Consider the following 20,762-nt stretch of genomic DNA (forward strand, 5'->3'; position numbering starts at 1 on the left):
GGCTCGCGGCGGCAAAGTGGGGTCGTGGGGGGCCGTGGTGGCGGGTGTCGCCACTGGGGCCGCAGGCTCGGCAATCGGAGTCGTTGGCAGCGGCGCTTCGGTCACCGGGGCCGTTCCAGCTACCGGCGCAGAGCTTGGCGAGTGAATCGTCTGCTCGGCAATCGGTTCGACCGGAGTCGGTTGCTGCTGGGTCGGAGCGAGGATCTTCCGCGCTTCCTGCTCCAGGGACAGAATGTGCTCGTTGTGCAGTTGCCGGCGAATTTCGTCGGCCCCGATTTCACGTTCAACTTCCTGTTTTATCGCGTTGAAGCTGCGCTTCAGGCGCCCGACCCACAGGCCGGCGGTACGCGCCGCGCCAGGCAGGCGCTCGGGGCCGAGCACCAGCAGGGCCACCAGGCCCACCAGCAGCAGTTCAGAGAAGCTGATACCAAACATTAGTCAGTGCTCACGAGTCTTTGCGGGTCGGCTCTTCGACTTTTTGTGCCTGCACATCGATGGTGTGCGGCTGGTTCAGCGGAGCGCTTTGTTGTGGCTGAACCGGTGGCACGGGCTGTGCCGCTGGGGGTACTACGGGCTCGGCGGGCTTTTCGTCGTCGTTCATGGCCTTGCGAAAGCCCTTGATCGATTCGCCAACGTCGGTGCCCAGGTTCTTGAGCTTCTTGGTGCCAAATACCAGTACCACGACCACCAGGATGACGACCCAGTGTTTCCAGTCAAAAATGCCCATGCTGCGTTTCCTCTTAGAAAGTTGTTCAGGCGGACGGACGCGAGGCTTTCTCGGCGTGTCCAGACAGACCGAAGCGGCGATCCAGTTCATCGAGCACGGCCTGGGGGTGCTGACCCAACTGCGCCAGCATGACCAGGGTATGGAACCACAGGTCTGCGGTTTCATAGATCACATCGCTGCAGTCACCGCTGATGGCGGCGTCCTTGGCGGCGATGATGGTTTCCACCGATTCTTCACCGACTTTTTCCAGAATCTTGTTCAGCCCCTTGTGATACAGGCTGGCCACATAGGAGCTGTCGGCTGCGGCGTCTTTACGCTCTTCCAGCACTTGGGCCAGACGGGTGAGGGTATCGCTCATGTCAGTGTCCTGCAGAATAAATCGCGTGCGGGTCCTTGAGGACCGGTTCGACGGTTTTCCACTCGCCGTCTTCGTAGACGCGGTAGAAACAGCTGTGGCGGCCGGTGTGACAGGCAATGTCGCCGATCTGCTCGACCATCAGGATGATCACGTCAGCGTCGCAGTCCAGGCGCATTTCATGCAGCTTCTGCACGTGCCCGGACTCTTCGCCCTTGCGCCATAGCTTGCCACGGGAACGTGACCAATAGATGGCGCGGTTTTCGGCAGCGGTCAGGCTCAGGGCCTCGCGGTTCATCCAGGCCATCATCAGCACGCGCCCGGTCTTGTGATCCTGGGCGATGGCCGGCACCAGGCCGTGCGCATCCCATTTGATCTGGTCCAGCCAATCTTTCATTTTCGACTCCGACAACCGGGCTCAACCCGCTGGTGACGCCTCGGCGATTTCGACAGTTTGCCAGCAGGTCGCGCCACTGGCTATCGGCGAACGATCAGATACAAACCCACCGCAATCATGATGCCGGCAGGCCAGTGGCCCAGCTCATGCAGCGGACCACCGGCGGCCAGAACGGCGCCGCCACCCAGATGGGCGGTGCCCAGCAGGCGCAGGAACCAGTCGTCTTTGCGCTTGTGCCAGGGCGCCGGAGGGTTGGCTGCATGGGGCTGCGACATGCGTTCCAGCAGGTCGCGGGTCATGTTGGCCAGGTGGGGGAGCTGTTCGATCTGGTTGTGGATATTGCCGAACACGGCTTTCGGACTGACCCGTTCGCGCATCCAGCGTTCGAGGAAAGGTTGCGCGGTGTTCCACAGGTCCAGGTCCGGGTACAGCTGGCGGCCCAGGCCCTCGATGTTGAGCAGGGTCTTCTGCAGCAGCACCAGCTGCGGCTGCACTTCCATGTTGAAGCGCCGGGCGGTCTGGAACAGGCGCATCAGTACCTGGCCAAAGGAAATGTCCTTCAACGGCTTTTCGAAGATCGGCTCGCACACGGTGCGAATCGCCGCCTCGAATTCGTTGAGCTTGGTTTCCGCCGGGACCCAGCCGGAATCAATGTGCAACTGGGCCACGCGGCGGTAGTCGCGCTTGAAGAAGGCGAACAGGTTGCGCGCCAGGTAGTCCTGGTCTTCCGGGGTCAGGCTGCCGACGATGCCGCAGTCGATGGCGATGTACTGCGGGCTCCAGGGCTGCACGGTGCTGACGAAGATGTTGCCCGGGTGCATGTCGGCGTGGAAGAAACTGTCGCGGAACACCTGGGTGAAGAAGATCTCCACACCGCGCTCGGCGAGCATCTTCATGTCGGTGCGCTGGTCGGCCAGGGTTGCCAGATCGGTCACCTGGATGCCGTAGATGCGCTCCATCACCAGTACTTTCGGCCGGCACCAGTCCCAGTAGACCTGGGGCACATACAGCAGCGGCGAGCCTTCGAAGTTGCGCTTGAGCTGGCTGGCGTTGGCCGCCTCACGCAGCAGGTCGAGCTCGTCGTAGATGGTTTTCTCGTAGTCGCTGACCACGTCCACCGGGTGCAGCAGGCGCGCGTCGGCCGAAAGCTTTTCCGCGGCGCGGGCGAGAATGAATAGCCACGCCAGGTCTTGGGCGATGATTGGCTTGAGCCCGGGGCGGATCACCTTGACCACCACTTCTTCACCGGTCTTGAGCTTGGCGGCGTGGACCTGGGCCACCGAGGCCGAGGCCAGCGGCTCGATGTCGAAGCGGCTGAACACGTCGCTGATCTTTTTGCCCAGTTGCTCTTCGATCAGGGCCACGGATTTCTGTGAATCGAACGGTGGCACCCGGTCCTGCAGCAGCATCAGTTCGTCGGCGATGTCTTCCGGCAGCAGGTCGCGGCGGGTGGAGAGGATCTGCCCGAACTTGATGAAGATCGGCCCCAGGTCCTGCAGCGCCAGGCGCAGCCGGGCGCCGCGGCTCAGTTCCAGCGGCTTGCGCGGGAACCAGCGCCAGGGCAGGGCGAAGCGCAGGGCCAGGAGAAACCAGGGCAGAGGCAGGGCAAACAGCAGGTCATCGAGGCGGTAACGGATCACGACGCGCTGGATGCGCAACAGACGGCGGACGGCAAGCAGCTTCATGCGTTATCGCTTGGGTCAAGGGAGCGGGAAAGGCGCTCGAAGCGCGCCTCGAGACGTTCCAGGTCGAGTTTGGCCTGATCCAGCTCACGAAAGCGCGCTTCGGCTTCGCGCTGGCCCACCAGGGTGCGCGATTCTTCGGCGAGGAATTCGGCGAGGTTCTGATTCAGGCTGGCAAATCCTTGCTGATACCAGCGGGCGCGGCTGCGCACATGGCCACTGAACAGTTGGGTGGCCACGGGGCCCAGCCACCGGGACAGTTCGTATTCCCAGTCCAGCTCCAGGTCCTGGAGGATGGCCGCCAGGTCCAGCAGCACGCCGCTGTCGCCTTCCAGCTCTACTTCGGGGCTGTGCAGGATCGCGGTCTTGTCCTTGCTCAGTGCCAGGCGCATCAGGCTTGAAGCCGGTGCGCGGAGGGTGCAGTCAGGGTCCGCAGCCCACTGGGAGGCCAGCATCAGGCCTTCGTCGCTGGGCAGGATGAACAGCTGCAATGCCGGGTTGCGGCAATCCACTGCGATCACCTTGCCATTGAGGTGCTGCAGGCGCGGCAGGGCCGTACTGTCCAGACGCAACACCCGATTGATGCCGGTCTCGACGCTGGCGAGCAAGCCGCTGAGCAACATCAGGGCTTGATGCCGCGGTGCAGGGCGACGATGCCTGCGGTCATGTTGTGATAGGTCACGCGGTCGAAACCGGCCTCGACCATCATCGACTTCAGGGTTTCCTGGTTGGGGTGCATGCGGATCGATTCGGCCAGGTAGCGATAGCTCTCCGAGTCGTTGGTGATCAGCTTGCCGGCCAGGGGCATGAAGGCGAACGAATAGGCGTCGTAGACCTTGGACATCAGCGCGTTGGTCGGCTTGGAGAACTCCAGCACCAACAGCCGGCCGCCGGGCTTGAGCACTCGCAGCATGGAGCGCAGGGCGTCTTCTTTATGGGTGACGTTGCGCAGGCCGAAGGCGATGGTCACGCAGTCGAAATGGTTGTCCGGGAAGGGCAGTTTTTCCGCATCGGCCTGGACGAATTCGACGTTGCCGGCCACACCCAGGTCCAGCAGGCGGTCGCGACCGACCTTGAGCATGGACTCGTTGATGTCGGCCAGTACCACTTGGCCAGTAGGGCCTACCAGGTGGGAGAAGCGCTTGGTCAGGTCGCCAGTGCCGCCCGCGATGTCCAGTACGCGATTGCCGGCGCGTACGCCCGACAGCTCGATGGTGAAGCGTTTCCACAAACGGTGCATGCCGCCGGACAGTACGTCATTCATCAGGTCGTACTTGGCCGCTACCGAGTGGAACACTTCTGCGACTTTTTCCGCCTTCTGGCTTTCAGGAACGTTCTTGAAGCCGAAGTGCGTGGTGGGTTCGGCATCGCTGCCTTTGCGCTGATCAGTCATATCGCTGTCACCAAAAGAGAATGCGCGACATTCTAATGCCGGTGGCGGTCTTTGTCTTGGCAAGGCTGAATGTAAGATAGCGATCCGCCGGGACGTTTTGACGCACTCAGGGTCAAGATGCTTCAGGCAAGTCCCGAAACAGCAGGAGTCCTTCAATGGCCCGTATTAGTGTTGAACGTGCCCATGGCCTGGGTAAGCAGGTGGCCCGTGAAAAGGCTGACAAACTGGCGCAGAAACTCGCCGATCAATATGGCCTGGAGCCGCAATGGGCAGGGGATACCCTGAATCTCAAGCGCTCAGGCGTCAAAGGCGCGGTGCATGTGGGCGAAGAATCGATCCGTATCGATGTGGAACTGGGGCTGTTGATGTCCGCCATGAGCGGCACCATCAAGTCGGAAATCGAAAAGGCCCTGGACAAGGCCCTGACCTGAGTCCACCCGCAGGAGCCGGTTTGTCGGCGCATCGCAGGCACTGCAAGGGTGCCAGGCAAAGCGCCTCGCCGGCCAGCAGGCTCCTACATGATTTGATGACATTCGTTAGGGTGCCGATTCTAATTTTTCTCTTTAGGTTGTGCCTCAGGTCCTCTTTTCGAGGGCAGTTCCTCAAACCTTCTGCGCGTGAGGTGCACCATGGCCAAAGTAATTCTGAAGAAAAAAGTTGATGTTCAATCAACTGCTCTGAGCGAAGTCAAATCCTATGCCCGCAAGATCTGGCTGGCAGGCCTGGGTGCCTACGCCAAAGTTGGCCAGGAGGGCAGCGACTACTTCCAGGAGTTGATCAAGGCTGGTCAATCCGTTGAAAAGAAAGGCAAAAAAGTTGTCACTGAACAACTTGAAGCGGCCAACAGTCAGATTGATAGCGTTAAAGGGGATGTCAGCACTCTTAAAGGCAAAGTCGAAGTGCAACTGGATAAAGTCGAGAAGGCTTTTGACACGCGCGTCGCCAGTGCCTTGAATCGTATCGGCATTCCGTCTAAACATGACGTTGAGACACTCTCTGCTAAGCTCGATGAGCTGACGGCGTTGCTCGAACGTGTCGCGCGTAAACATTAAGGAGAACGGGATGGCTGGTAAAAAGAATACTGAAAAAGAAGGCAGCTCGTGGATCGGGAAAGTCGAAGAGTACTCCCGTAAAATTTGGCTTGCTGGTTTAGGCGTGTACTCGAAAATCGACTCTGACGGCAGCAAGCTTTTCGAGACACTGGTCAAGGACGGTGAGAAAGCCGAGAAACTGACCAAGAGCGTAGTTGGCAAGAAAGTGGATGCTGCCAAAGACTCCGCAAGTTCCGCCAAGTCGCGCATCAGCGACGTCAAGGACCGCGCCCTGGGCAAGTGGGATGAACTGGAAGGCGCTTTCGACAAGCGTTTGAACAGTGCCATCTCGCGTCTGGGCGTACCGAGCCGCAATGAGGTCAAGGCGCTGCACGACAAGGTCGATACCCTGACCAAGCAGATCGAGAAACTCACAGGTGCCAAGGTCGCGCCGGTTGCGGCCAAGACCGCTGCCGCCAAACCGGCGGCAAAACCTGCTGCCAAACCACTGGCCAAGCCTGCCGCCAAACCGGCAGTCAAGGCCGGCGCAAAACCTGCCGCCAAGCCAGCAGCGAAAACAGCGGCCGCCAAACCGGCAACCAAACCCGCCGCCAAGCCCGTTGCCGCCAAGCCAGCGGCCAAACCCGCTGCCAAGCCAGCGGTGAAAGCGGCCGCCAAACCTGCTGCGAAGCCGGCCGTGGCGAAAAAACCTGTAGCCAAGAAGCCTGTAGCAGCCAAACCGGCAGCCAAGCCCGCTGTAGCAGCCAAGCCTGCAACTGCGGCACCAGTGGCCTCGGCCAGCTCGGCGAACTCCGCCGCAGCACCTGGCCCGGCTGTAACTCCAACTGCAGCGCCGGCTCCAGCGACGCCAAGCAGCCAGTCCTGATTACATCAGGCACACAAAAAACGCCCGGCCTGCGAAGGTCGGGCGTTTTTTTATGGCGCGCTGCTGGCTATCCCTGTTCATCCAGGTAACGCAGGGCCATCTGTTCCGTGGCCAGCTTTGCCGGTGGCAGCAAGTGCGGCGCCACCAGCATCATGATCTGGTAGACCACCAGGCGCACTTCCCCTTCGCGATCGAGAATCCGTTGGTAATCCAGTGAGAACAGCAAGGTCATGGTGATCTGTTCCACCAGTTGGCCCAGGGCTTGGGTGCCGCTGACCAGTTGGCCTAGGGCCTTGAGCCGAGCCAGCAGGGAAGCCAGGGTGCGCTTGAGGGCGTTGAGCAGATTGCGAATGCCCTTGGCCAGTTTCGGCAGGCGTCCCGCAAGGTTGGAGAGGTCCTGGAACAGAAAGCGGTAGTGGGCCAGGCGCTCGACAATCAAGTGTAGGAACAACCAATAGTCTTCCGGCGCCAGTTGGGCATCGGACGGAGGGTCCAGCAGCGGTGTCAGCTCGTTCTGGAAACGCTCGAACAAGCCGAGCACCAGAGGTTCCTTGCCATGGAAGTGGTAGTAGAGGTTGCCGGGGCTGATCCCCATTTCATTGGCCACCTCCATGGTGGAGACATTGGGCTCGCCCTTCTGGTTGAACAGTTGCAGGGCACATTCGAGTATCCGGTCGCGGGTCTTCATCCTGACTTCTTGTCGGTCCATTGAGGGGTACGACTCCAGCGGCGGAGTCGTGGTGCAAAGTGTCTTCAGCGCACGCGCACGTAGGTGCCTGGAGCAGCCTCCATCGGTGGGTAGTTCTGGTTGCCCAGGGTGGTCAGGGTTTCCCGCTGCGCTCCGGAGTGTTCCTGAACCCAGGTCAGCCATTGGCTCCACCAACTACCGTCGACGTGTTTGGCGTCGTAGTACCAGGCTCGAGGGTCGCTGCTGAGCTTGTGGTTCTCCACGTAGTTGGCCTTGGGGTTGCTTGGTGGGTTGAGGATGCTCTGCACGTGCCCGCTGTTGGACAGTACAAAACGTTTCTCGCCTCCCAGCAGCAGGGTCGAGCGGTACACCGCGTCCCAGGGCGTGATGTGGTCGTTGATCCCGGCCACGCTGAAGCTGTCCACCGTGACCTTCTGCAAGTCGATCGGTGTGCCGCAGACTTCCAGTCCACCCTCGTGGCTCAGCGGGTTGTGCTTGAAGAAGTCCAGCAGATCGCCGTGCAAGGCGGCGGGCAAGCGGGTGCTGTCGTTGTTCCAGTACAGGATGTCGAAGACCGGCGGCTCCTTGCCCAGCAGGTAGTTGTTGACCCAGTAGTTCCAGATCAGGTCGTTGGGGCGCATCCAGGCAAACACCTTGGCCATGTCGCGGCCGTCCAGCACCCCTTGCTGGTAGGAGCGACGCTTGGCTGCCTCCAGGGTTTTCTCATCGGCAAACAAGGTGGCCGGGCTGTCCAGCTGGCTGTCCAGCAGACTCACCAGGTAGGTGGCGCTGGCGACCCGGCGCAGTTGCCGCTTGGCCTGCAGATGGCCTTGCAGGGCGGCGATGGTCAGGCCGCCGGCGCAGGCGCCCACCAGATTGACTTCCCGACTGCCGGTAATGGCGCGAGCGACATTCAGTGCCTCTTCGGCTGCTTCCACATAGCTCGACAGGCCCCATTCGCGATGACGCACGTCCGGGTTGCGCCAGCTGATCATGAACACCTGCAGGCCGTTCTTCAGCGCGTACTGAACGAAGCTGTTGGCCGGGCTGAGGTCGAAAATGTAGTACTTGTTGATCTGTGGCGGCACGATCAGCACTGGCTTGGCGTACTGTTTTTCGCTCATGGGGCTGTACTGGATCAGTTCCAGCAATTCATTGCGAAACACCACCGAACCCGGGGTTACGGCCAGGTTTCGGCCGACTTCGAAGGCGTGTTTGGTCACCTGGCTGGGCAATCCGTTGTTGTGCAGCAGGTCATCCACCAGGTTGCTGATGCCGCGCACCACGCTGTTGCCACCGGTGTTGAAAATCTCCTTGAGGGCCAGTGGGTTGAGCAGGGTGTTGGAGGGTGCCACGGCGTCATTGAGCAGGGAAAAGGCAAAGTGCGCCCGGGCCCGGTCGTCCTCGCTCATTGTGCTGTCGTCGATCCAGTTCCGCACTTGCTTCTGCCAGCTCAGGTAAGCCTGCAGACCCCGTTTGTAAAAAGGGTTGAGGGTCCAGGCCGGGTCGGCGAAACGGTTGTCCTTGGGGTTGGGTTTGTGCAGGGTTTCCCCCAGCAGCACGCGTCCCAGCTGGCCGCCCAGCGCTAAGGTATGACGGGCGCTGTGCAACGGATTACGTAGACTGTGGGCCGCGAGGCTGCGCAACGTGGAAAGCAGATCCCGGCCGCGCAGACCGGTGATCGCACTCTGTGCGTTGATATAGGCTGCGGGGGAGGGCAGCGAGCCCTGCGCAGGTTTGTCTTGCATGAGTCAACACTCCTTCGTCAAACCACTAACAAGCAGACCAATCCAAGACAGACAACATAGTCGGTCCTGGCCCTTCTTGCGCGCGACGATCCTGTCGACAGGTATCTTTTACTTCACGGGACGCAAAGGCTGGGGATGCGGATGCATCACTGCCCTTTGTCGTTCCTCCTGGAGGAACTTCATGATGATGGGGGCAACGGCCTCGGCCCGGGTGATCAGGAACAGGTGGCCGTCATCGATGATGTGCAGTTGGGCGTTGGGAATTCGCCAGGCCAGCATACGCATGTTGACCAAGGGGATCAGCGGATCGTCATCACCGGCCAGCACCAGGGTCGGCTGGCGGATCTTGTGCAGCCAGTGAATGCTGGTCCAGCCCAGGCCGGCGAACAGCTGCCAGTAATAGCCCAGCTTGCCGGCCGAGCGCACCTTGGCCGCGTGTTCAGCGGCCAGGTTCGGGTCGCGGCGGAAGGAGCCACCGTAGATCAGCGGGGCGATGCGCATTACGTGGGAGGGCTGCACGTAGCGCCGCGGACTGGCCATCATCCACAGCACTTTGGGCTTGCCGGGGACCATGAAAGCGCCGGCGGCGGTGGCTGCCAGCACCAGCTTCTTGCAGCGCTCCGGGTAGTCGTAGGCGAATTGCTGGGCCAGTGCCCCGCCCCATGAAACGCCCACCGCGTTGACCTGGCCATAGTCCAGGTAATCGAGCATGCGTGCGGTCAGCTTGGCCAGGCCCGGGAAACGATAAGGCCGGCTTGGGGTCGAGGAACCGCCAACTCCCGGGACGTCGAAGGCAATGACCTCCAGGTCCGGGTCCAGGGCTTGGACGAAGGGGAACACCAGCTCCAGGTTGGCACCGATACCGTTGAAGATCAGCAGCGGCGTCAAGTGAGGCTTGCCGGGGCGTACCGCAGTGCGGATGGTCTGGCCGTCCAGATCAACGGTACGGAAGATGAAAGAGTGTGGCATGCCGTAGCCCTGTGAATTGAACCATTGGAGGCGCCTTCCCGGGCGTCCTCCGGATTTCCTGAGGCCAGGCCTCGTACCAAGAATAGGGCTTGGCGGCACCTCCTGGCGCCGCGTCGTTTACTACCTGGGCTCAACGTTCGTGGACGTAGGTCCCCGGCGCAGCCTCGGCGGCTGGGTATTTCTTGTTGCCCAGAACACTGGGTGCGGCTTTCAGTTCGCCTGAGCGCTCGGCTTGCCAGGCTTGCCAGTGCAACCACCAGGAGTCGGTGTGCTTGACCGAGTTTTCCTGCCACTGATCGGGACAGGCAGGGATATCGCTGCTGGTCATGTAACGCGCTTTCGGGTTGCCTGGCGGATTGAGGATGCTCTGGATATGACCGCTGCTGGACAGCACGAACTCCACATTGCCGCCGAACAGTTGTGCCGACTTGTAGCAGGACTTCCACGGGGTGATGTGATCGTTGGTGCCGGCCAGGGAGAAAATGTCGGCCGTGACCTGCTTCAGGTCGATCGGCGTCCCGCACACTTCCAGTGCATTGGGGCGGATCAGCGGATTGTTCTTGAACATCTCGATCAGGTCGCCGTGGAACGCGGCAGGCAGGCGGGTGGTGTCGTTGTTCCAGAACAGGATGTCGAACACCGGCGGCTCATTGCCCAGCAGGTAGTTGTTGACCCAGTAGTTCCAGATCAGATCGTTGGGGCGCATCCAGGCGAACACCTTGGCCATGTCCCGGCCTTCGAGGACGCCGGCCTGATAGGAGTGGCGCTTGGCCGCTTCCAGAGTCTGCTCGTCGACGAACAGGGCTACCTGGGTATCCAGGGTGGTGTCGAGCACGCTGACCAGCAGGGTCAGGGCATTGACCTTCTTCTCCCCCAGCGCTGCATAGTGGCCCAGCAAGGCCGTGCAGGTGATGCCGCCGGAGCAGGCACCGAGCATGTTCACGTCTTTGCTGCCGGTGATCGCGGTCACCACGTCGACGGCCTCTTTCAGGGCCTCGATATAGGTGGACAGGCCCCATTCCCGCTGTGCCTTGGTGGGGTTGCGCCAGCTGACGATGAAGGTCTGCACATTGTTGCGCAGGCAGAACCGCGCCAGGCTCTTGTCCGGGCTGAGGTCGAAGACATAGAACTTGTTGATCTGCGGCGGCACCACCAGCAGTGGGCGTTCATGCACCTGCTCGGTTATTGGCCGGTACTGGATCAGTTCCAGGACATCGTTGCGAAACACCACAGCCCCTTCGCTGGTGCCCAGGTTCTTGCCGACTTCGAAGGCGTCCATATTCACCTGGCTGGGCATGCCGCCGTTGTGCACCAGGTCCTTGGCCAGGTGGGACAGGCCGTCGAGCAGGCTCTTGCCGCCGGTTTCGAAGAAGCGTTTGACTGCGGCAGGGTTGGCCGCGCTGTTGGTCGGGGCCATGGCCTCGGTCATCAGGTTGATCACGAAGTGGCCGCGGCTGATGTCCTGTTCCGACAGGCTGCTGTCGCCGATCCAGTCGTGGAGCTCTTTGCGCCATGCCAGATAGGTTTGCAGGTAGCGTTTGTACAGCGGGTTCTGGCTCCAGGCCGGATCGTTGAAGCGACGGTCGTCGCTCTCCGGTTGCAGCGTCGACTTGCCGAACATCACGTTCTTCAGTTCGAGGCCGAAATGCGCAACGTGCTTGACGCTGTGGATGGGTTGTTTGATGGCCTGGGCAAGCACCATTCGAGCAGAGGTAAGCAGATCCTTTCTACGCAAGCCGATGACCGGATTGAGCCCCAGGGTGTTTTCCGAGGCTTGGCGTTTCAGGTCATCGTTATTCTTGTTACTCATCTACGACGCTCCATTGTCCTGAGACGAGTACCGGACCTGCTGTGCAGTCACACAGCACGATGCCAGGTACTACTGCTCGGGTGACCGTTAATTGCGCACCGCTGCCTTACAGGCTCGCAAAACTCTGCAGGGAACTTGCCAGCTCCATTGGTTACCCGAGTTTAATTTTTTTCGCAAGCAGGCCATTCATTGGCCATACAGCCCAGCATTCAAACAGATGGAATTAGAAAATGCCCTCTAAACAGTCGGAGGCTTGAGTTAGAGCATCAGCTTGATGACGGACTGATTCGGGTCGCGGGTTTTTCCGGCGGCTTTGAGCTCCGCCAGATAATCGTTCCACAGATCGTCCTGGCGCAGCGCCAACTGATACAGGTATTCCCAGGTGAACAATCCGCTGTCATGGCCATCATCGAAGGTCAATTTCAGTGCGTACTGGCCAGCCGGTTCAACCTTGCTCAGGCCCACGCCTAGCTTGCCGAACTGGAGGATGGGTTTGCCGTGGCCCTGGACCTCGGCGGAGGGGGAGTGCACCCGCAGGAATTCTGCGGGCAGCTGATAGACCTCGTCTGGCCCATAGGTCAGGGTCAGGGTTTTCGAGGCTTTATGCAGGTTGATGCCGGTAGGGAGTTTGCTCATGACCTGTAGTCCTTCCGGTAGCAGCCGGCCTGCCGGCGATCGGGTTTGGCCCTATCGCCGACAGGCCGGATCCTACGTGGGTAGTGAAGGCTTACAGGATATAACGGGACAGGTCTTCGTTCTGCGCCAATTCGCCCAGGTGGCTGTTGACGTAGGCAGCATCGATGCGGATCGGCTCTTCGTTATGAGCGCTGGCCAGGTCACCGGCGCTGAACGATACCTCTTCCAGCAGGCGCTCAAGCAGGGTGTGCAGGCGACGGGCACCGATGTTCTCGGTCTTCTCGTTGACCTGCCAGGCAATCTCCGCCAGGCGCTTGATGCCGTCGGGCAGGAACTCGATATTCAGGCCCTCGGTCTTCAGCAGCTCTCGGTACTGCTCGGTCAGCGAAGCATGGGGCTCGCTGAGGATGCGCTCGAAGTCTTCCGGCGACAGTGCCTTGAGCTCCACACGGATCGGCAGGCGGCCTTGCAGCTCTGGCACCAGATCGCTGGGCTTGCTCAGGTGGAAGGCGCCGGAGGCAATGAACAGGATGTGGTCGGTCTTGACCATGCCCAGCTTGGTGTTGACGGTGCAGCCCTCGATCAGCGGCAGCAGGTCGCGCTGTACACCTTCGCGGGACACGTCGACGCCGCCGGAATTGCCGCGCTTGGCCACCTTGTCGATCTCGTCGATGAACACGATGCCATGCTGCTCGACGGCCTCCAGGGCCTTGGCTTTGAGTTCCTCATCGTTGACCAGGCGGCTGGCTTCTTCGTCGCGCACCAGTTTCAGCGCTTCCTTGACCTTGAGCTTGCGGCTCTTGCGCTTGCCCTTGCCCATGTTGGCGAACAGGCTTTGCAGCTGGTTGGTCATTTCTTCCATGCCCGGTGGCGCAGAGATGTCGACACCGCTGACTTCCGCCACTTCGATCTCGATTTCCTTGTCGTCCAGTTGGCCTTCGCGCAGGCGCTTGCGGAACAGCTGGCGGGTGTTGGAGTCCTGGGCTGGCGCTTCATCGCCGCCAAAACCGGTGCGTGCCGGTGGCAGCAGGGCATCGAGGATACGTTCTTCGGCGGCGTCTTCGGCGCGGTGGCGAACCCGGATCATCTCCTGCTCGCGGAACATCTTGATCGCCGCGTCGGCCAGGTCACGAATGATCGATTCAACGTCGCGGCCGACATAGCCGACCTCGGTGAATTTAGTGGCTTCGACCTTGATAAAGGGGGCATTGGCCAGTTTGGCCAGGCGCCGGGCGATTTCGGTCTTGCCGACACCGGTCGGGCCGATCATCAGGATGTTCTTGGGGGTTACTTCAACGCGCAGCTCGGCCGGTAGCTGCATGCGGCGCCAGCGGTTACGCAGAGCGATAGCGACGGCGCGCTTGGCATCGTCCTGGCCGATGATATGGCGGTTGAGTTCGTGGACGATTTCGCGGGGTGTCATGGACATAGTAATTGGCGGTCCTCAAGCAAGAATGAATGCCGTGGCGCGAGCGCCGTAACAGGCTTATTCCGCGAGATCCTGCTCCTCGATGGTTTGAGTGTGGTTGGTGAATACACAGATGTCGCCGGCGATGCCCAGGGCGGTCTCGACGATTTCACGGGCCGACAGGTCGGTCTTCTTCAGCAAGGCGCTGGCTGCGGCCTGGGCGTAGGCGCCACCGGAACCCATGGCGATCAGGCCGTCTTCGGGCTCAACCACGTCGCCGTTGCCGGTGATGATCAAGGAAGCGTCCTTGTTGGCGACAGCCAGCATGGCTTCCAGGCGGCTCAGGGAGCGATCGGTGCGCCATTCCTTGGCCAGTTCAACAGCAGCTCGCACCAAGTGACCCTGATGTTTCTCCAGCTGGCCTTCGAAGCGTTCGAACAGGGTGAAGGCGTCAGCGGTGGCCCCGGCAAAACCGGCGATCACCTGGCCGTGGTACAGGCGACGGACTTTTTTCGCGTTGCCTTTCATCACGGTGTTGCCGAGAGATACCTGGCCGTCGCCGCCCATGACGACTTTGCCGTGGCGGCGGACTGAAACGATGGTGGTCAAGGGGAAGTCTCCACACAGCGGGGCGAAAGTGCCCTGATGGAAACTCATATGGGGGTGGCTGAGCGTTTTTCAACTGGAGGCTGTAGCGGGGGACCGGCGGTCTTTGTTGCAAGCTGCAAGAGCTTCGCGGGCAAGCCCGCTCCTACCGCGCGTTGTGCAGGAGTGGGCTTGTTCGCGATCAATCGGGTAGCCGTCGGCTTAGCGGCTCTGGCGCTGTTGTAACAGCAGGTTGCTGAAGCCGGCGCCGGCCAGTTGTTTCTGGGCCACGGTCAGTTGTTCACGGTTGCTGAACGGCCCCACCAATACCCGGTACCAGGTTTCGTCCTTCACCGTGCCGGATTCCACCGCCACCGACTGGCCCAGCAGGATGATCTGCGCCCGTACCTTGTCGGCATCGGCCTGCTTGCGGAACGAGCCGGCCTGGAGGAAGAACTTGGTCACCGGCGCCGCCTTGGCCACCGGTGGCGCGGGCGGTGGGGTGATGCCGGCCAGGGCCGCCTGGGCCCGGGCGGTGTCGATCTTCGCCGCTTCCGCCGGGGTCACCGGGGTGGTGGGCACCGGTGGCACTTGCGGCGTCGGCAGGGTTTTCTCCGGCACGGCCTCGGGCGGCACTATCACTTCCGATTCCGGCAACAGGGTATAGAAGTCGTACTTGGGCTTCACCGGTTGCTGCGGGCTCGGCGGGGTCTTGTTGGCCTCGGCGATCTTGCTGGCTTTCTGCTGTTCGATCTTCTCGCGCTTGACGCTGTCGCCGCCCTTGCCTGGTTCGAGCTTCATCAGGAATACGATGAAGGCGCCAATGGTCAGGCCGATGGCCAGCCACAACCAGCCCGGAATCGGCTTCTTGGCCGGGGCCTGGTAACGGCTGGCGCCACGCTTGGGTGCAGGTTTTTTCTTGGCAGCCAACTTACATTTGCTCCAGGACTTTGAGGCCCAGCAGTTCCAGACCTTGCTTGAGGGTGCGACGGGTCAGTTCGGTGAGGCGCAGGCGGCTATGCATCTGCGTCGGCGTCTCGGCCGCCAGGATCGGGCAGTTCTCGTAGAAGCTGGAGAACAGCCCGGCCACGTCGTACAGGTAGGTGCAGAGGATGTGCGGCGTGCCCTTGTCGGCGACGTTGTTGAGGATCTCGCCGAACTGCGCCAGCTTGGCCGCCAGCTCCAGTTCCTGGGCCGCGTGCAGTTCGATCTGGCCACCGACTTCGCTGAAGTCCTTGCCCAGCTTGCGGAACACACCGGCGGCGCGGGTGTAGGCGTACAACAGGTAAGGGGCGGTGTTGCCTTCGAAGTTGAGCATCAGGTCGAAGTTGAAGCTGTAGTCGCTGGTGCGGTGCTTGGACAGGTCGGCGTATTTCACCGAGTCGATGCCCACTACCTTGGCGATGCTGCGCAGGTCGGCTTCCGGCAGTTGCGGGTTCTTCTCTTTGACCAGGGCATAGGCGCGCTCTTCGGCTTCGGTCAGCAGGTCGATGAGTTTTACGGTGCCGCCGTCGCGGGTCTTGAACGGACGACCGTCAGCGCCGTTCATGGTGCCAAAGCCCATGTGTTCCATCTCCATCGGATGGGTCACGAAGCCGGCCTTGCGGGCGACGGCGAACACTTGCTGGAAGTGCAGGGCCTGGCGCTGGTCGACGAAGTACAGGGCGCGATCGGCCTTGAGCTTGCCACTGCGGTAGCGCACGGCGGCCAGGTCGGTGGTGGCGTACAGGTAGCCGCCGTCGGCCTTGACGATGATCACTGGCAGCGGCTCGCCTTCGGCGTTCTTGAACTCGTCGAGGAACACGCACTGGGCGCCGTTGCTCTCCACCAGCATGCCCTTGGCCTTGAGGTCGTTGACCACATTGATCAGGTCGTCGTTATAGGCGCTTTCGCCCATGACGTCGGCCATGGTCAGCTTGACGTTCAGCAGCTCGTAGATCTTCTGGCAGTGGGACAGGGAGATGTCCTTGAACTTGGTCCACAGCTCCAGGCAGTCCGGATCGCCGGCTTGCAGCTTGACCACCAGGCTGCGGGCGCGATCGGCAAAGGCTTCAGATTCGTCAAAGCGTTGCTTGGCGGCGCGGTAGAAGTTCTCCAGGTCCGACAGCTCGTCGCTGGTAATCGGGTTTTCTTCCAGGTACGCCATCAGCATGCCGAACTGGGTGCCCCAGTCGCCGACGTGGTTCTGGCGGATCACGGTGTCGCCGAGGAACTCCAGGACCCGCGCCACGCCGTCGCCGATGATGGTGGAGCGCAGATGGCCGACGTGCATCTCTTTGGCCAGGTTTGGCGCCGACATGTCGACCACGGTGCGTTGTGCCGGGCTGGCCTTGCGCACGCCCAGGTGTTCGTCGCCAAGGGCGGCGTCCAGGCGCGCGGCCAGGGCCTGGGTGTTCTGGAAGAAGTTGATGAAGCCCGGGCCGGCGATTTCTGCCTTGCTCAGGTCTTCATGGGCCGGCAATGCGGCAATGATTTTTTCCGCCAGGTCGCGAGGCTTCATGCCGGCGGGCTTGGCCAGCATCATGGCGATATTGCTGGCGAAGTCACCGTGGGTCTTGTCGCGAGTGTTTTCGACCTGGATCGCCGGCGTCAGGCCTTCTGGCAACACACCTTCGGTGACGAGTTGGGTGATGGCTTGCTGGATGAGCTGGCGAATGGTGTCTTTCATGGTCTTCTCGTTCGACCGCTGGCGCGGCGGCGCTTTGGTGCGCGGGTGGAAAAACTGGGCATTATCCGTTGCTGAAGCGGGCTTGCCAACTATAGAGGGCTGCTGAGGGATCGGTGGTGGCTACTGGGTCCCGTCCGCGGGCGAGCCTGCTCTTGTGGGTGGGTGGCTATCTATCGTGGGAGCCGGCCTGCTCGCAAAGGCGCGATGTTGATCAATACAAATCCACCGGGTCCACATCCAGCGACCAGCGCACCTGGCGCCCGCTGGGCATCTGCTCCAGCACCAGCAGCCAGCTGCTGAGTAGCCGGTGCAGCGGTGCCCGGGCGTTGGCCTGCAGCAGCAATTGCGCACGGTAACGTCCGGCGCGCCGCTCCATCGGCGCTGGCACCGGGCCCAACAGTTCGATGCCGCCCAGGTTCTGTTCCGTCAGCAAGCGCTCGGCTTCGCCGCAGGCTTCGTCCAGAAAACCTTCGGCCTGGCCTGGCTTGTGGGCTTCGGCCCGCAGCAGCGCCAGATGGGCGAAGGGTGGCAGGCCGGCGGCGCGGCGCTCGCTCAGGGCCTGCTCGGCAAAGGCGAAGTAGCCCTGTTCGGTCAGTTGCACCAGTAGCGGGTGGTCGGCGAGGTGAGTCTGGATGATCACCTTGCCCGGTTCTTCGGCGCGTCCCGCGCGCCCGGCCACCTGGACGATCAGTTGCGCCATGCGCTCGCTGGCACGGAAGTCGCCGGAGAACAGGCCGCCGTCGGCATCGAGGATCGATACCAGGGTGACCCGGGGGAAGTGGTGCCCCTTGGCCAGCATCTGGGTGCCCACCAGGATGCACGGATGACCTTTCTGGATGGTGGCGAACAGTTGGTTCATCGCGTCCTTACGTGAGGTGCTGTCGCGGTCCACCCGTAGTACCGGGTAGTCGGGGAAGAGTATTCCCAGGCGTTCTTCCGCCCGCTCGGTTCCGGCGCCCACGGGGCGCAGGTCGACCTTGCCGCATTGCGGGCAGTGCCGGGGCACGCGCTCGACGTGGCCACAATGGTGGCAGCGCAACTCGCCGGAGCGCTGGTGCACGGTCATCCGGGCATCGCAGCGCTGACATTCAGACATCCAGCCGCAGTCATGGCAGAGCAGGGTCGGAGCGAAGCCCCGGCGGTTGAGAAACACCAGCACTTGCTGCCCGGCGGCCAGGGTCTGACCGATGGCTTGTTGCATGGGGCCTGAAATACCGCTGTCCAAGGGGCGACTCTTCACATCCAGGCGCAGGAAGCGTGGCTGTTTGGCGCCACCGGCCCGCTCGTTCAGGCGCAGCAGGCCATAGCGACCGGTGTAGGCGTTGTGCAGGCTTTCCAGGGATGGGGTGGCCGAGCCCAGGACAATCGGGATGTTTTCCTGGCGTGCCCGCACCAGTGCCAGGTCCCGGGCGTGGTAGCGCAGGCCTTCCTGCTGTTTATAGGAGCCATCGTGCTCCTCGTCGATGATGATCAGCCCGGGATTTTTCATCGGGGTGAACAGGGCCGAGCGGGTGCCGATGATGATATCGGCTTCGCCATCGCGGGCGGCGAGCCAGGCATCCAGGCGTTCGCGGTCATTGACCGCCGAGTGCAGCAGGGCGATGCGGGCGTTGAAGCGCTGTTCGAAGCGCGCCAGGGTTTGCGGCCCCAGGTTGATCTCCGGGATCAGCACCAGCGCCTGCTTGCCGGCTTCCAGGGTCTCGCGGATCAGTTGTAGGTAGACCTCGGTCTTGCCGCTGCCGGTGACGCCAGCCAGGAGAAAGGCGTGATAACTGTCGAACCCGGCGCGGATGGCCTCGTAGGCGGCGCGCTGTTCGCTGTTGAGCGGCAACTCGGGCTGGGCCAGCCAGTGTTCGTGGCGCACGCCTGGCGCGTGCTTGCGCACTTCCACCTGCACCAGGTCCTTGGCCAGAAGCAGATCCAGGCTGTCCTTGCTCAGCATCAGCTTGCTCAGCAATGCATGGGGCACGCCATGGGGATGCTGGGCCAGGGTTGCCAGGGCTTCACGCTGGCGCGGTGCACGGGCGATGCGTGGGTCATCAAGGCGGGCGCCAGGGGCAATCGACCAGAAACGCTCCTGGCGGGCCTCGGCCAGCTCACCCTGGCGCAGTAGCACCGGCAGCGCCCAGCTCAGGGTGTCGCCCAGGCTGTGCTGATAATACTGGGCGGTCCACAGGCACAGCTTGAACAGGGCGGTTGGCAGTGGTGGGGTGGGGTCCAGCAAGGCCAGCGCCGGCTTGAGTTTCTCGGCCGGGACTTCGCTGTGATCCGCCACTTCCACCAGAATGCCGATCATTTCCCGACGGCCGAACGGCACCCGCAGGCGCATGCCCGGATGCAGCTGGGCGCGCAGCACTCCGGCGGGTGCACGGTAGTCGAACAAGCGGCGCAGAGGCGAAGGCAGGGCGAGGCGCAGGATGGCGTCGGGCACGCGGGAAAATCTCGTTGAGCGGACAGTAAATAAGCCCCGGAGCCTAACAGAGGCGCTCTGGAGTGTCCTGCACAAGCGTGTACGGCTCCGGTTCCTGCGAGCTTTGAGCTGTACCGGGACGGCTGTCGTCGCTCACGGAACGGCAAACCGGGTGCTGTCAAGGCTGCTCGGGGTTTTTCTGATGGAGTGCAGTCAGGATCTCTTGCGCGATTGATGGGGTCTGGTAGAATTCGCGCCCTAATTCGTGCGGTATTCAACAATAGTGTTGGGTGGCGGCACGCTAGCCTGAGGAATACACCATGAAAGCCGATATCCATCCAGTATACGAAGCCATTACCGCCACTTGCAGCTGCGGTAACGTCATCGAAACTCGCTCCACCCTGGCCAAGCCTCTGAGCCTGGACGTGTGCAACGAGTGCCACCCGTTCTACACCGGTAAGCAAAAGACTCTGGACGTTGGCGGTCGTGTCGACAAGTTCAAGTCGCGCTTTGGTGCTTTCGGCGCAACGAAGAAGGCCTGAGGCTGATCGTTCTGGAAAGCCGTTACCGACTTTCCTCGCTGATGAAAAAGGCGTCCCTAGTGGGCGCCTTTTTTGTGTCTGCGATTTGGCTGACCACCGCTCAGGCGTTTTGCCCGGTACCAAAGGGACTGATTCCTGCAACCGTGCAGCGGGTGGTGGATGGCGACACGCTGCGCCTCAAGGATGGCCGCAGCGTACGCATGATCGGCCTCAATGCGCCGGAGCTGGCCGGTAAGGGGCGGTCGGCCGAGCCTTTCGCGGTGGCGGCGCGGCAACGCTTGCAGCAATTGGTGACGCAGAGCGGTGGTCGAGTCGGTTTGTTGCCCGGGCGTGAGCGGCGTGATCGCTATGGCCGGACCCTGGCTCATGTCTATGGTGCCAATGGCATCAACTTTGAGGCGCGCTTGATCGCTGAAGGGCTGGCCTACCAGATTGCACTGGCGCCGAACGTCGCCCTGGTGGCTTGTCAGCAAGCCGCTGAAAAACATGCGCGCCGAGCCGGGCTGGGGCTCTGGCGGCGTTCACCTGTACTGAAAGCGGAGCAGATTCGCGGTTCGGGTTTTGTTGTGCTTGAGGGGCGTGTGAGCAAGGTGCAGCGCAATCGCGGGGGTGTTTGGATTACATTGCGGGGCGCGGTTGTATTGCGCATTGCACCCAATGTCCTGGAGCGTTTTGATCGTCGCTGGCTCAAGGGGCTTTCGGGGCAGCGAATCGAGGCTCGCGGCTGGGTGGTGGAGCGCTCCCGTCGAGAGGGTTCCACATCGGGCGGGGTGCGCTGGATGTTGTCAGTGACCGACACTTCCATGGTCAGACGTCTCTGATAAAGA

At 61.8% G+C, this 20,762-nt stretch carries 22 protein-coding genes; 5 read left to right on the forward strand and 17 right to left on the reverse strand.

Annotated elements, in window-relative coordinates; all coding sequences use genetic code 11:
• The 7 genes from tatB to ubiE all read right to left on the reverse strand — a co-directional run.
• Nucleotides 1-435, reverse strand: a 435-nt coding sequence (gene tatB, locus J5M73_RS26565) for a Sec-independent protein translocase protein TatB (RefSeq protein ID WP_207816486.1), incomplete at its 3' end; no start/stop codon positions are given.
• Nucleotides 436-445: 10 nt separating this feature from the next.
• Nucleotides 446-727 carry a twin-arginine translocase TatA/TatE family subunit gene (locus J5M73_RS26570; protein ID WP_102862782.1) on the reverse strand — a complete coding sequence of 94 codons (282 nt, stop codon included), beginning with the start codon at nt 725-727 and terminating at the stop codon, nt 446-448.
• A gap of 25 nt (nt 728-752) precedes the next feature.
• Nucleotides 753-1,085 (reverse strand): phosphoribosyl-ATP diphosphatase, encoded by a 333-nt coding sequence (locus J5M73_RS26575; protein ID WP_011058798.1) that lies wholly within the window; start codon nt 1,083-1,085, stop codon nt 753-755.
• Nucleotide 1,086: 1 nt separating this feature from the next.
• Nucleotides 1,087-1,479: a phosphoribosyl-AMP cyclohydrolase gene (hisI, locus tag J5M73_RS26580; RefSeq protein WP_102862783.1), complete on the reverse strand. Its 393-nt coding sequence runs from the start codon at nt 1,477-1,479 to the stop codon at nt 1,087-1,089.
• Between the two features lie 80 nt (nt 1,480-1,559).
• A complete protein-coding gene (ubiB, locus tag J5M73_RS26585) occupies nt 1,560-3,164 on the reverse strand; it encodes a ubiquinone biosynthesis regulatory protein kinase UbiB (protein WP_102862784.1) in 1,605 nt (534 codons plus the stop codon).
• The gene (locus tag J5M73_RS26590) at nt 3,161-3,784 is read right to left on the reverse strand and encodes an SCP2 domain-containing protein (RefSeq protein WP_102882093.1); all 624 of its coding nucleotides are present in this window, start codon (nt 3,782-3,784) and stop codon (nt 3,161-3,163) included. The genes ubiB and J5M73_RS26590 overlap by 4 nt, the downstream gene beginning before the upstream one ends.
• Nucleotides 3,784-4,554 carry a bifunctional demethylmenaquinone methyltransferase/2-methoxy-6-polyprenyl-1,4-benzoquinol methylase UbiE gene (ubiE, locus tag J5M73_RS26595; RefSeq protein ID WP_011058802.1) on the reverse strand — a complete coding sequence of 257 codons (771 nt, stop codon included), beginning with the start codon at nt 4,552-4,554 and terminating at the stop codon, nt 3,784-3,786. The genes J5M73_RS26590 and ubiE overlap by 1 nt, the downstream gene beginning before the upstream one ends.
• A gap of 155 nt (nt 4,555-4,709) precedes the next feature.
• Between ubiE and J5M73_RS26600 the strand changes: the two genes are divergently transcribed.
• From J5M73_RS26600 to J5M73_RS26610, 3 genes are all read left to right on the forward strand, one after another.
• A complete protein-coding gene (locus J5M73_RS26600) occupies nt 4,710-4,985 on the forward strand; it encodes a polyhydroxyalkanoic acid system family protein (RefSeq protein ID WP_102862786.1) in 276 nt (91 codons plus the stop codon).
• A gap of 198 nt (nt 4,986-5,183) precedes the next feature.
• Nucleotides 5,184-5,606, forward strand: coding sequence for a phasin family protein (locus J5M73_RS26605; protein ID WP_102862787.1), 423 nt, complete (start codon nt 5,184-5,186; stop codon nt 5,604-5,606).
• Nucleotides 5,607-5,616: 10 nt separating this feature from the next.
• Nucleotides 5,617-6,471, forward strand: a complete 855-nt coding sequence (locus J5M73_RS26610) for a phasin family protein (RefSeq protein WP_102862788.1) — start codon at nt 5,617-5,619, stop codon at nt 6,469-6,471.
• A 67-nt stretch (nt 6,472-6,538) separates the two neighbouring features.
• Here the strand turns inward: J5M73_RS26610 and J5M73_RS26615 are convergent, their stop codons facing one another.
• The 10 genes from J5M73_RS26615 to J5M73_RS26660 all read right to left on the reverse strand — a co-directional run bounded on the left by J5M73_RS26615 (nt 6,539) and on the right by J5M73_RS26660 (nt 19,414).
• Nucleotides 6,539-7,159: a TetR/AcrR family transcriptional regulator gene (locus tag J5M73_RS26615; protein ID WP_102862789.1), complete on the reverse strand. Its 621-nt coding sequence runs from the start codon at nt 7,157-7,159 to the stop codon at nt 6,539-6,541.
• A gap of 65 nt (nt 7,160-7,224) precedes the next feature.
• Nucleotides 7,225-8,907: a class II poly(R)-hydroxyalkanoic acid synthase gene (gene phaC, locus J5M73_RS26620; protein WP_102862790.1), complete on the reverse strand. Its 1,683-nt coding sequence runs from the start codon at nt 8,905-8,907 to the stop codon at nt 7,225-7,227.
• 108 nt (nt 8,908-9,015) lie between these two features.
• Nucleotides 9,016-9,876: a poly(3-hydroxyalkanoate) depolymerase gene (gene phaZ, locus J5M73_RS26625; protein ID WP_102862791.1), complete on the reverse strand. Its 861-nt coding sequence runs from the start codon at nt 9,874-9,876 to the stop codon at nt 9,016-9,018.
• Between the two features lie 130 nt (nt 9,877-10,006).
• Nucleotides 10,007-11,686, reverse strand: a complete 1,680-nt coding sequence (gene phaC, locus J5M73_RS26630; RefSeq protein WP_102862792.1) for a class II poly(R)-hydroxyalkanoic acid synthase — start codon at nt 11,684-11,686, stop codon at nt 10,007-10,009.
• Nucleotides 11,687-11,944: 258 nt separating this feature from the next.
• Entirely contained in the window at nt 11,945-12,322 is a 378-nt protein-coding gene (locus J5M73_RS26635; RefSeq protein ID WP_102862793.1) for a DUF971 domain-containing protein, read from the reverse strand.
• Between the two features lie 91 nt (nt 12,323-12,413).
• A complete protein-coding gene (hslU, locus tag J5M73_RS26640; protein ID WP_102862794.1) occupies nt 12,414-13,751 on the reverse strand; it encodes an ATP-dependent protease ATPase subunit HslU in 1,338 nt (445 codons plus the stop codon).
• A 57-nt stretch (nt 13,752-13,808) separates the two neighbouring features.
• Complete coding sequence (gene hslV, locus J5M73_RS26645) at nt 13,809-14,339, reverse strand: ATP-dependent protease subunit HslV (RefSeq protein WP_003186641.1); 531 nt, start codon at nt 14,337-14,339, stop codon at nt 13,809-13,811.
• Nucleotides 14,340-14,537: 198 nt separating this feature from the next.
• Nucleotides 14,538-15,245 (reverse strand): SPOR domain-containing protein, encoded by a 708-nt coding sequence (locus J5M73_RS26650; RefSeq protein WP_016962745.1) that lies wholly within the window; start codon nt 15,243-15,245, stop codon nt 14,538-14,540.
• A gap of 1 nt (nt 15,246) precedes the next feature.
• The gene (gene argS, locus J5M73_RS26655; protein WP_102862795.1) at nt 15,247-16,983 is read right to left on the reverse strand and encodes an arginine--tRNA ligase; all 1,737 of its coding nucleotides are present in this window, start codon (nt 16,981-16,983) and stop codon (nt 15,247-15,249) included.
• A 211-nt stretch (nt 16,984-17,194) separates the two neighbouring features.
• Nucleotides 17,195-19,414 (reverse strand): primosomal protein N', encoded by a 2,220-nt coding sequence (locus J5M73_RS26660; protein WP_207816487.1) that lies wholly within the window; start codon nt 19,412-19,414, stop codon nt 17,195-17,197.
• A gap of 299 nt (nt 19,415-19,713) precedes the next feature.
• Here J5M73_RS26660 and rpmE point away from each other — a divergent pair, with 299 nt between their 5' ends.
• Nucleotides 19,714-19,935, forward strand: a complete 222-nt coding sequence (gene rpmE / locus J5M73_RS26665; protein ID WP_011058815.1) for a 50S ribosomal protein L31 — start codon at nt 19,714-19,716, stop codon at nt 19,933-19,935.
• A gap of 41 nt (nt 19,936-19,976) precedes the next feature.
• Nucleotides 19,977-20,756: a thermonuclease family protein gene (locus tag J5M73_RS26670; RefSeq protein ID WP_102862797.1), complete on the forward strand. Its 780-nt coding sequence runs from the start codon at nt 19,977-19,979 to the stop codon at nt 20,754-20,756.
• Nucleotides 20,757-20,762 lie beyond the last annotated feature (6 nt).

Source organism: Pseudomonas sp. 50_B, from assembly GCF_017491625.1.
Lineage (GTDB): Bacteria > Pseudomonadota > Gammaproteobacteria > Pseudomonadales > Pseudomonadaceae > Aquipseudomonas > Aquipseudomonas danubii.

What these genes read in the sequence shown, in the direction of transcription:
- J5M73_RS26570 (WP_102862782.1), bottom strand. Translation starts at nt 727, where the DNA reads ATGGGCATTTTTGACTGGAAACACTGGGTCGTCATCCTGGTGGTCGTG.
- J5M73_RS26575 (WP_011058798.1), bottom strand. Translation starts at nt 1,085, where the DNA reads ATGAGCGATACCCTCACCCGTCTGGCCCAAGTGCTGGAAGAGCGTAAA.
- hisI (WP_102862783.1), bottom strand. Translation starts at nt 1,479, where the DNA reads ATGAAAGATTGGCTGGACCAGATCAAATGGGATGCGCACGGCCTGGTG.
- ubiB (WP_102862784.1), bottom strand. Translation starts at nt 3,164, where the DNA reads ATGAAGCTGCTTGCCGTCCGCCGTCTGTTGCGCATCCAGCGCGTCGTG.
- J5M73_RS26590 (WP_102882093.1), bottom strand. Translation starts at nt 3,784, where the DNA reads ATGTTGCTCAGCGGCTTGCTCGCCAGCGTCGAGACCGGCATCAATCGG.
- ubiE (WP_011058802.1), bottom strand. Translation starts at nt 4,554, where the DNA reads ATGACTGATCAGCGCAAAGGCAGCGATGCCGAACCCACCACGCACTTC.
- J5M73_RS26600 (WP_102862786.1), top strand. Translation starts at nt 4,710, where the DNA reads ATGGCCCGTATTAGTGTTGAACGTGCCCATGGCCTGGGTAAGCAGGTG.
- J5M73_RS26605 (WP_102862787.1), top strand. Translation starts at nt 5,184, where the DNA reads ATGGCCAAAGTAATTCTGAAGAAAAAAGTTGATGTTCAATCAACTGCT.
- J5M73_RS26610 (WP_102862788.1), top strand. Translation starts at nt 5,617, where the DNA reads ATGGCTGGTAAAAAGAATACTGAAAAAGAAGGCAGCTCGTGGATCGGG.
- J5M73_RS26615 (WP_102862789.1), bottom strand. Translation starts at nt 7,159, where the DNA reads ATGAAGACCCGCGACCGGATACTCGAATGTGCCCTGCAACTGTTCAAC.
- phaC (WP_102862790.1), bottom strand. Translation starts at nt 8,907, where the DNA reads ATGCAAGACAAACCTGCGCAGGGCTCGCTGCCCTCCCCCGCAGCCTAT.
- phaZ (WP_102862791.1), bottom strand. Translation starts at nt 9,876, where the DNA reads ATGCCACACTCTTTCATCTTCCGTACCGTTGATCTGGACGGCCAGACC.
- phaC (WP_102862792.1), bottom strand. Translation starts at nt 11,686, where the DNA reads ATGAGTAACAAGAATAACGATGACCTGAAACGCCAAGCCTCGGAAAAC.
- J5M73_RS26635 (WP_102862793.1), bottom strand. Translation starts at nt 12,322, where the DNA reads ATGAGCAAACTCCCTACCGGCATCAACCTGCATAAAGCCTCGAAAACC.
- hslU (WP_102862794.1), bottom strand. Translation starts at nt 13,751, where the DNA reads ATGTCCATGACACCCCGCGAAATCGTCCACGAACTCAACCGCCATATC.
- argS (WP_102862795.1), bottom strand. Translation starts at nt 16,983, where the DNA reads ATGAAAGACACCATTCGCCAGCTCATCCAGCAAGCCATCACCCAACTC.
- rpmE (WP_011058815.1), top strand. Translation starts at nt 19,714, where the DNA reads ATGAAAGCCGATATCCATCCAGTATACGAAGCCATTACCGCCACTTGC.
- J5M73_RS26670 (WP_102862797.1), top strand. Translation starts at nt 19,977, where the DNA reads ATGAAAAAGGCGTCCCTAGTGGGCGCCTTTTTTGTGTCTGCGATTTGG.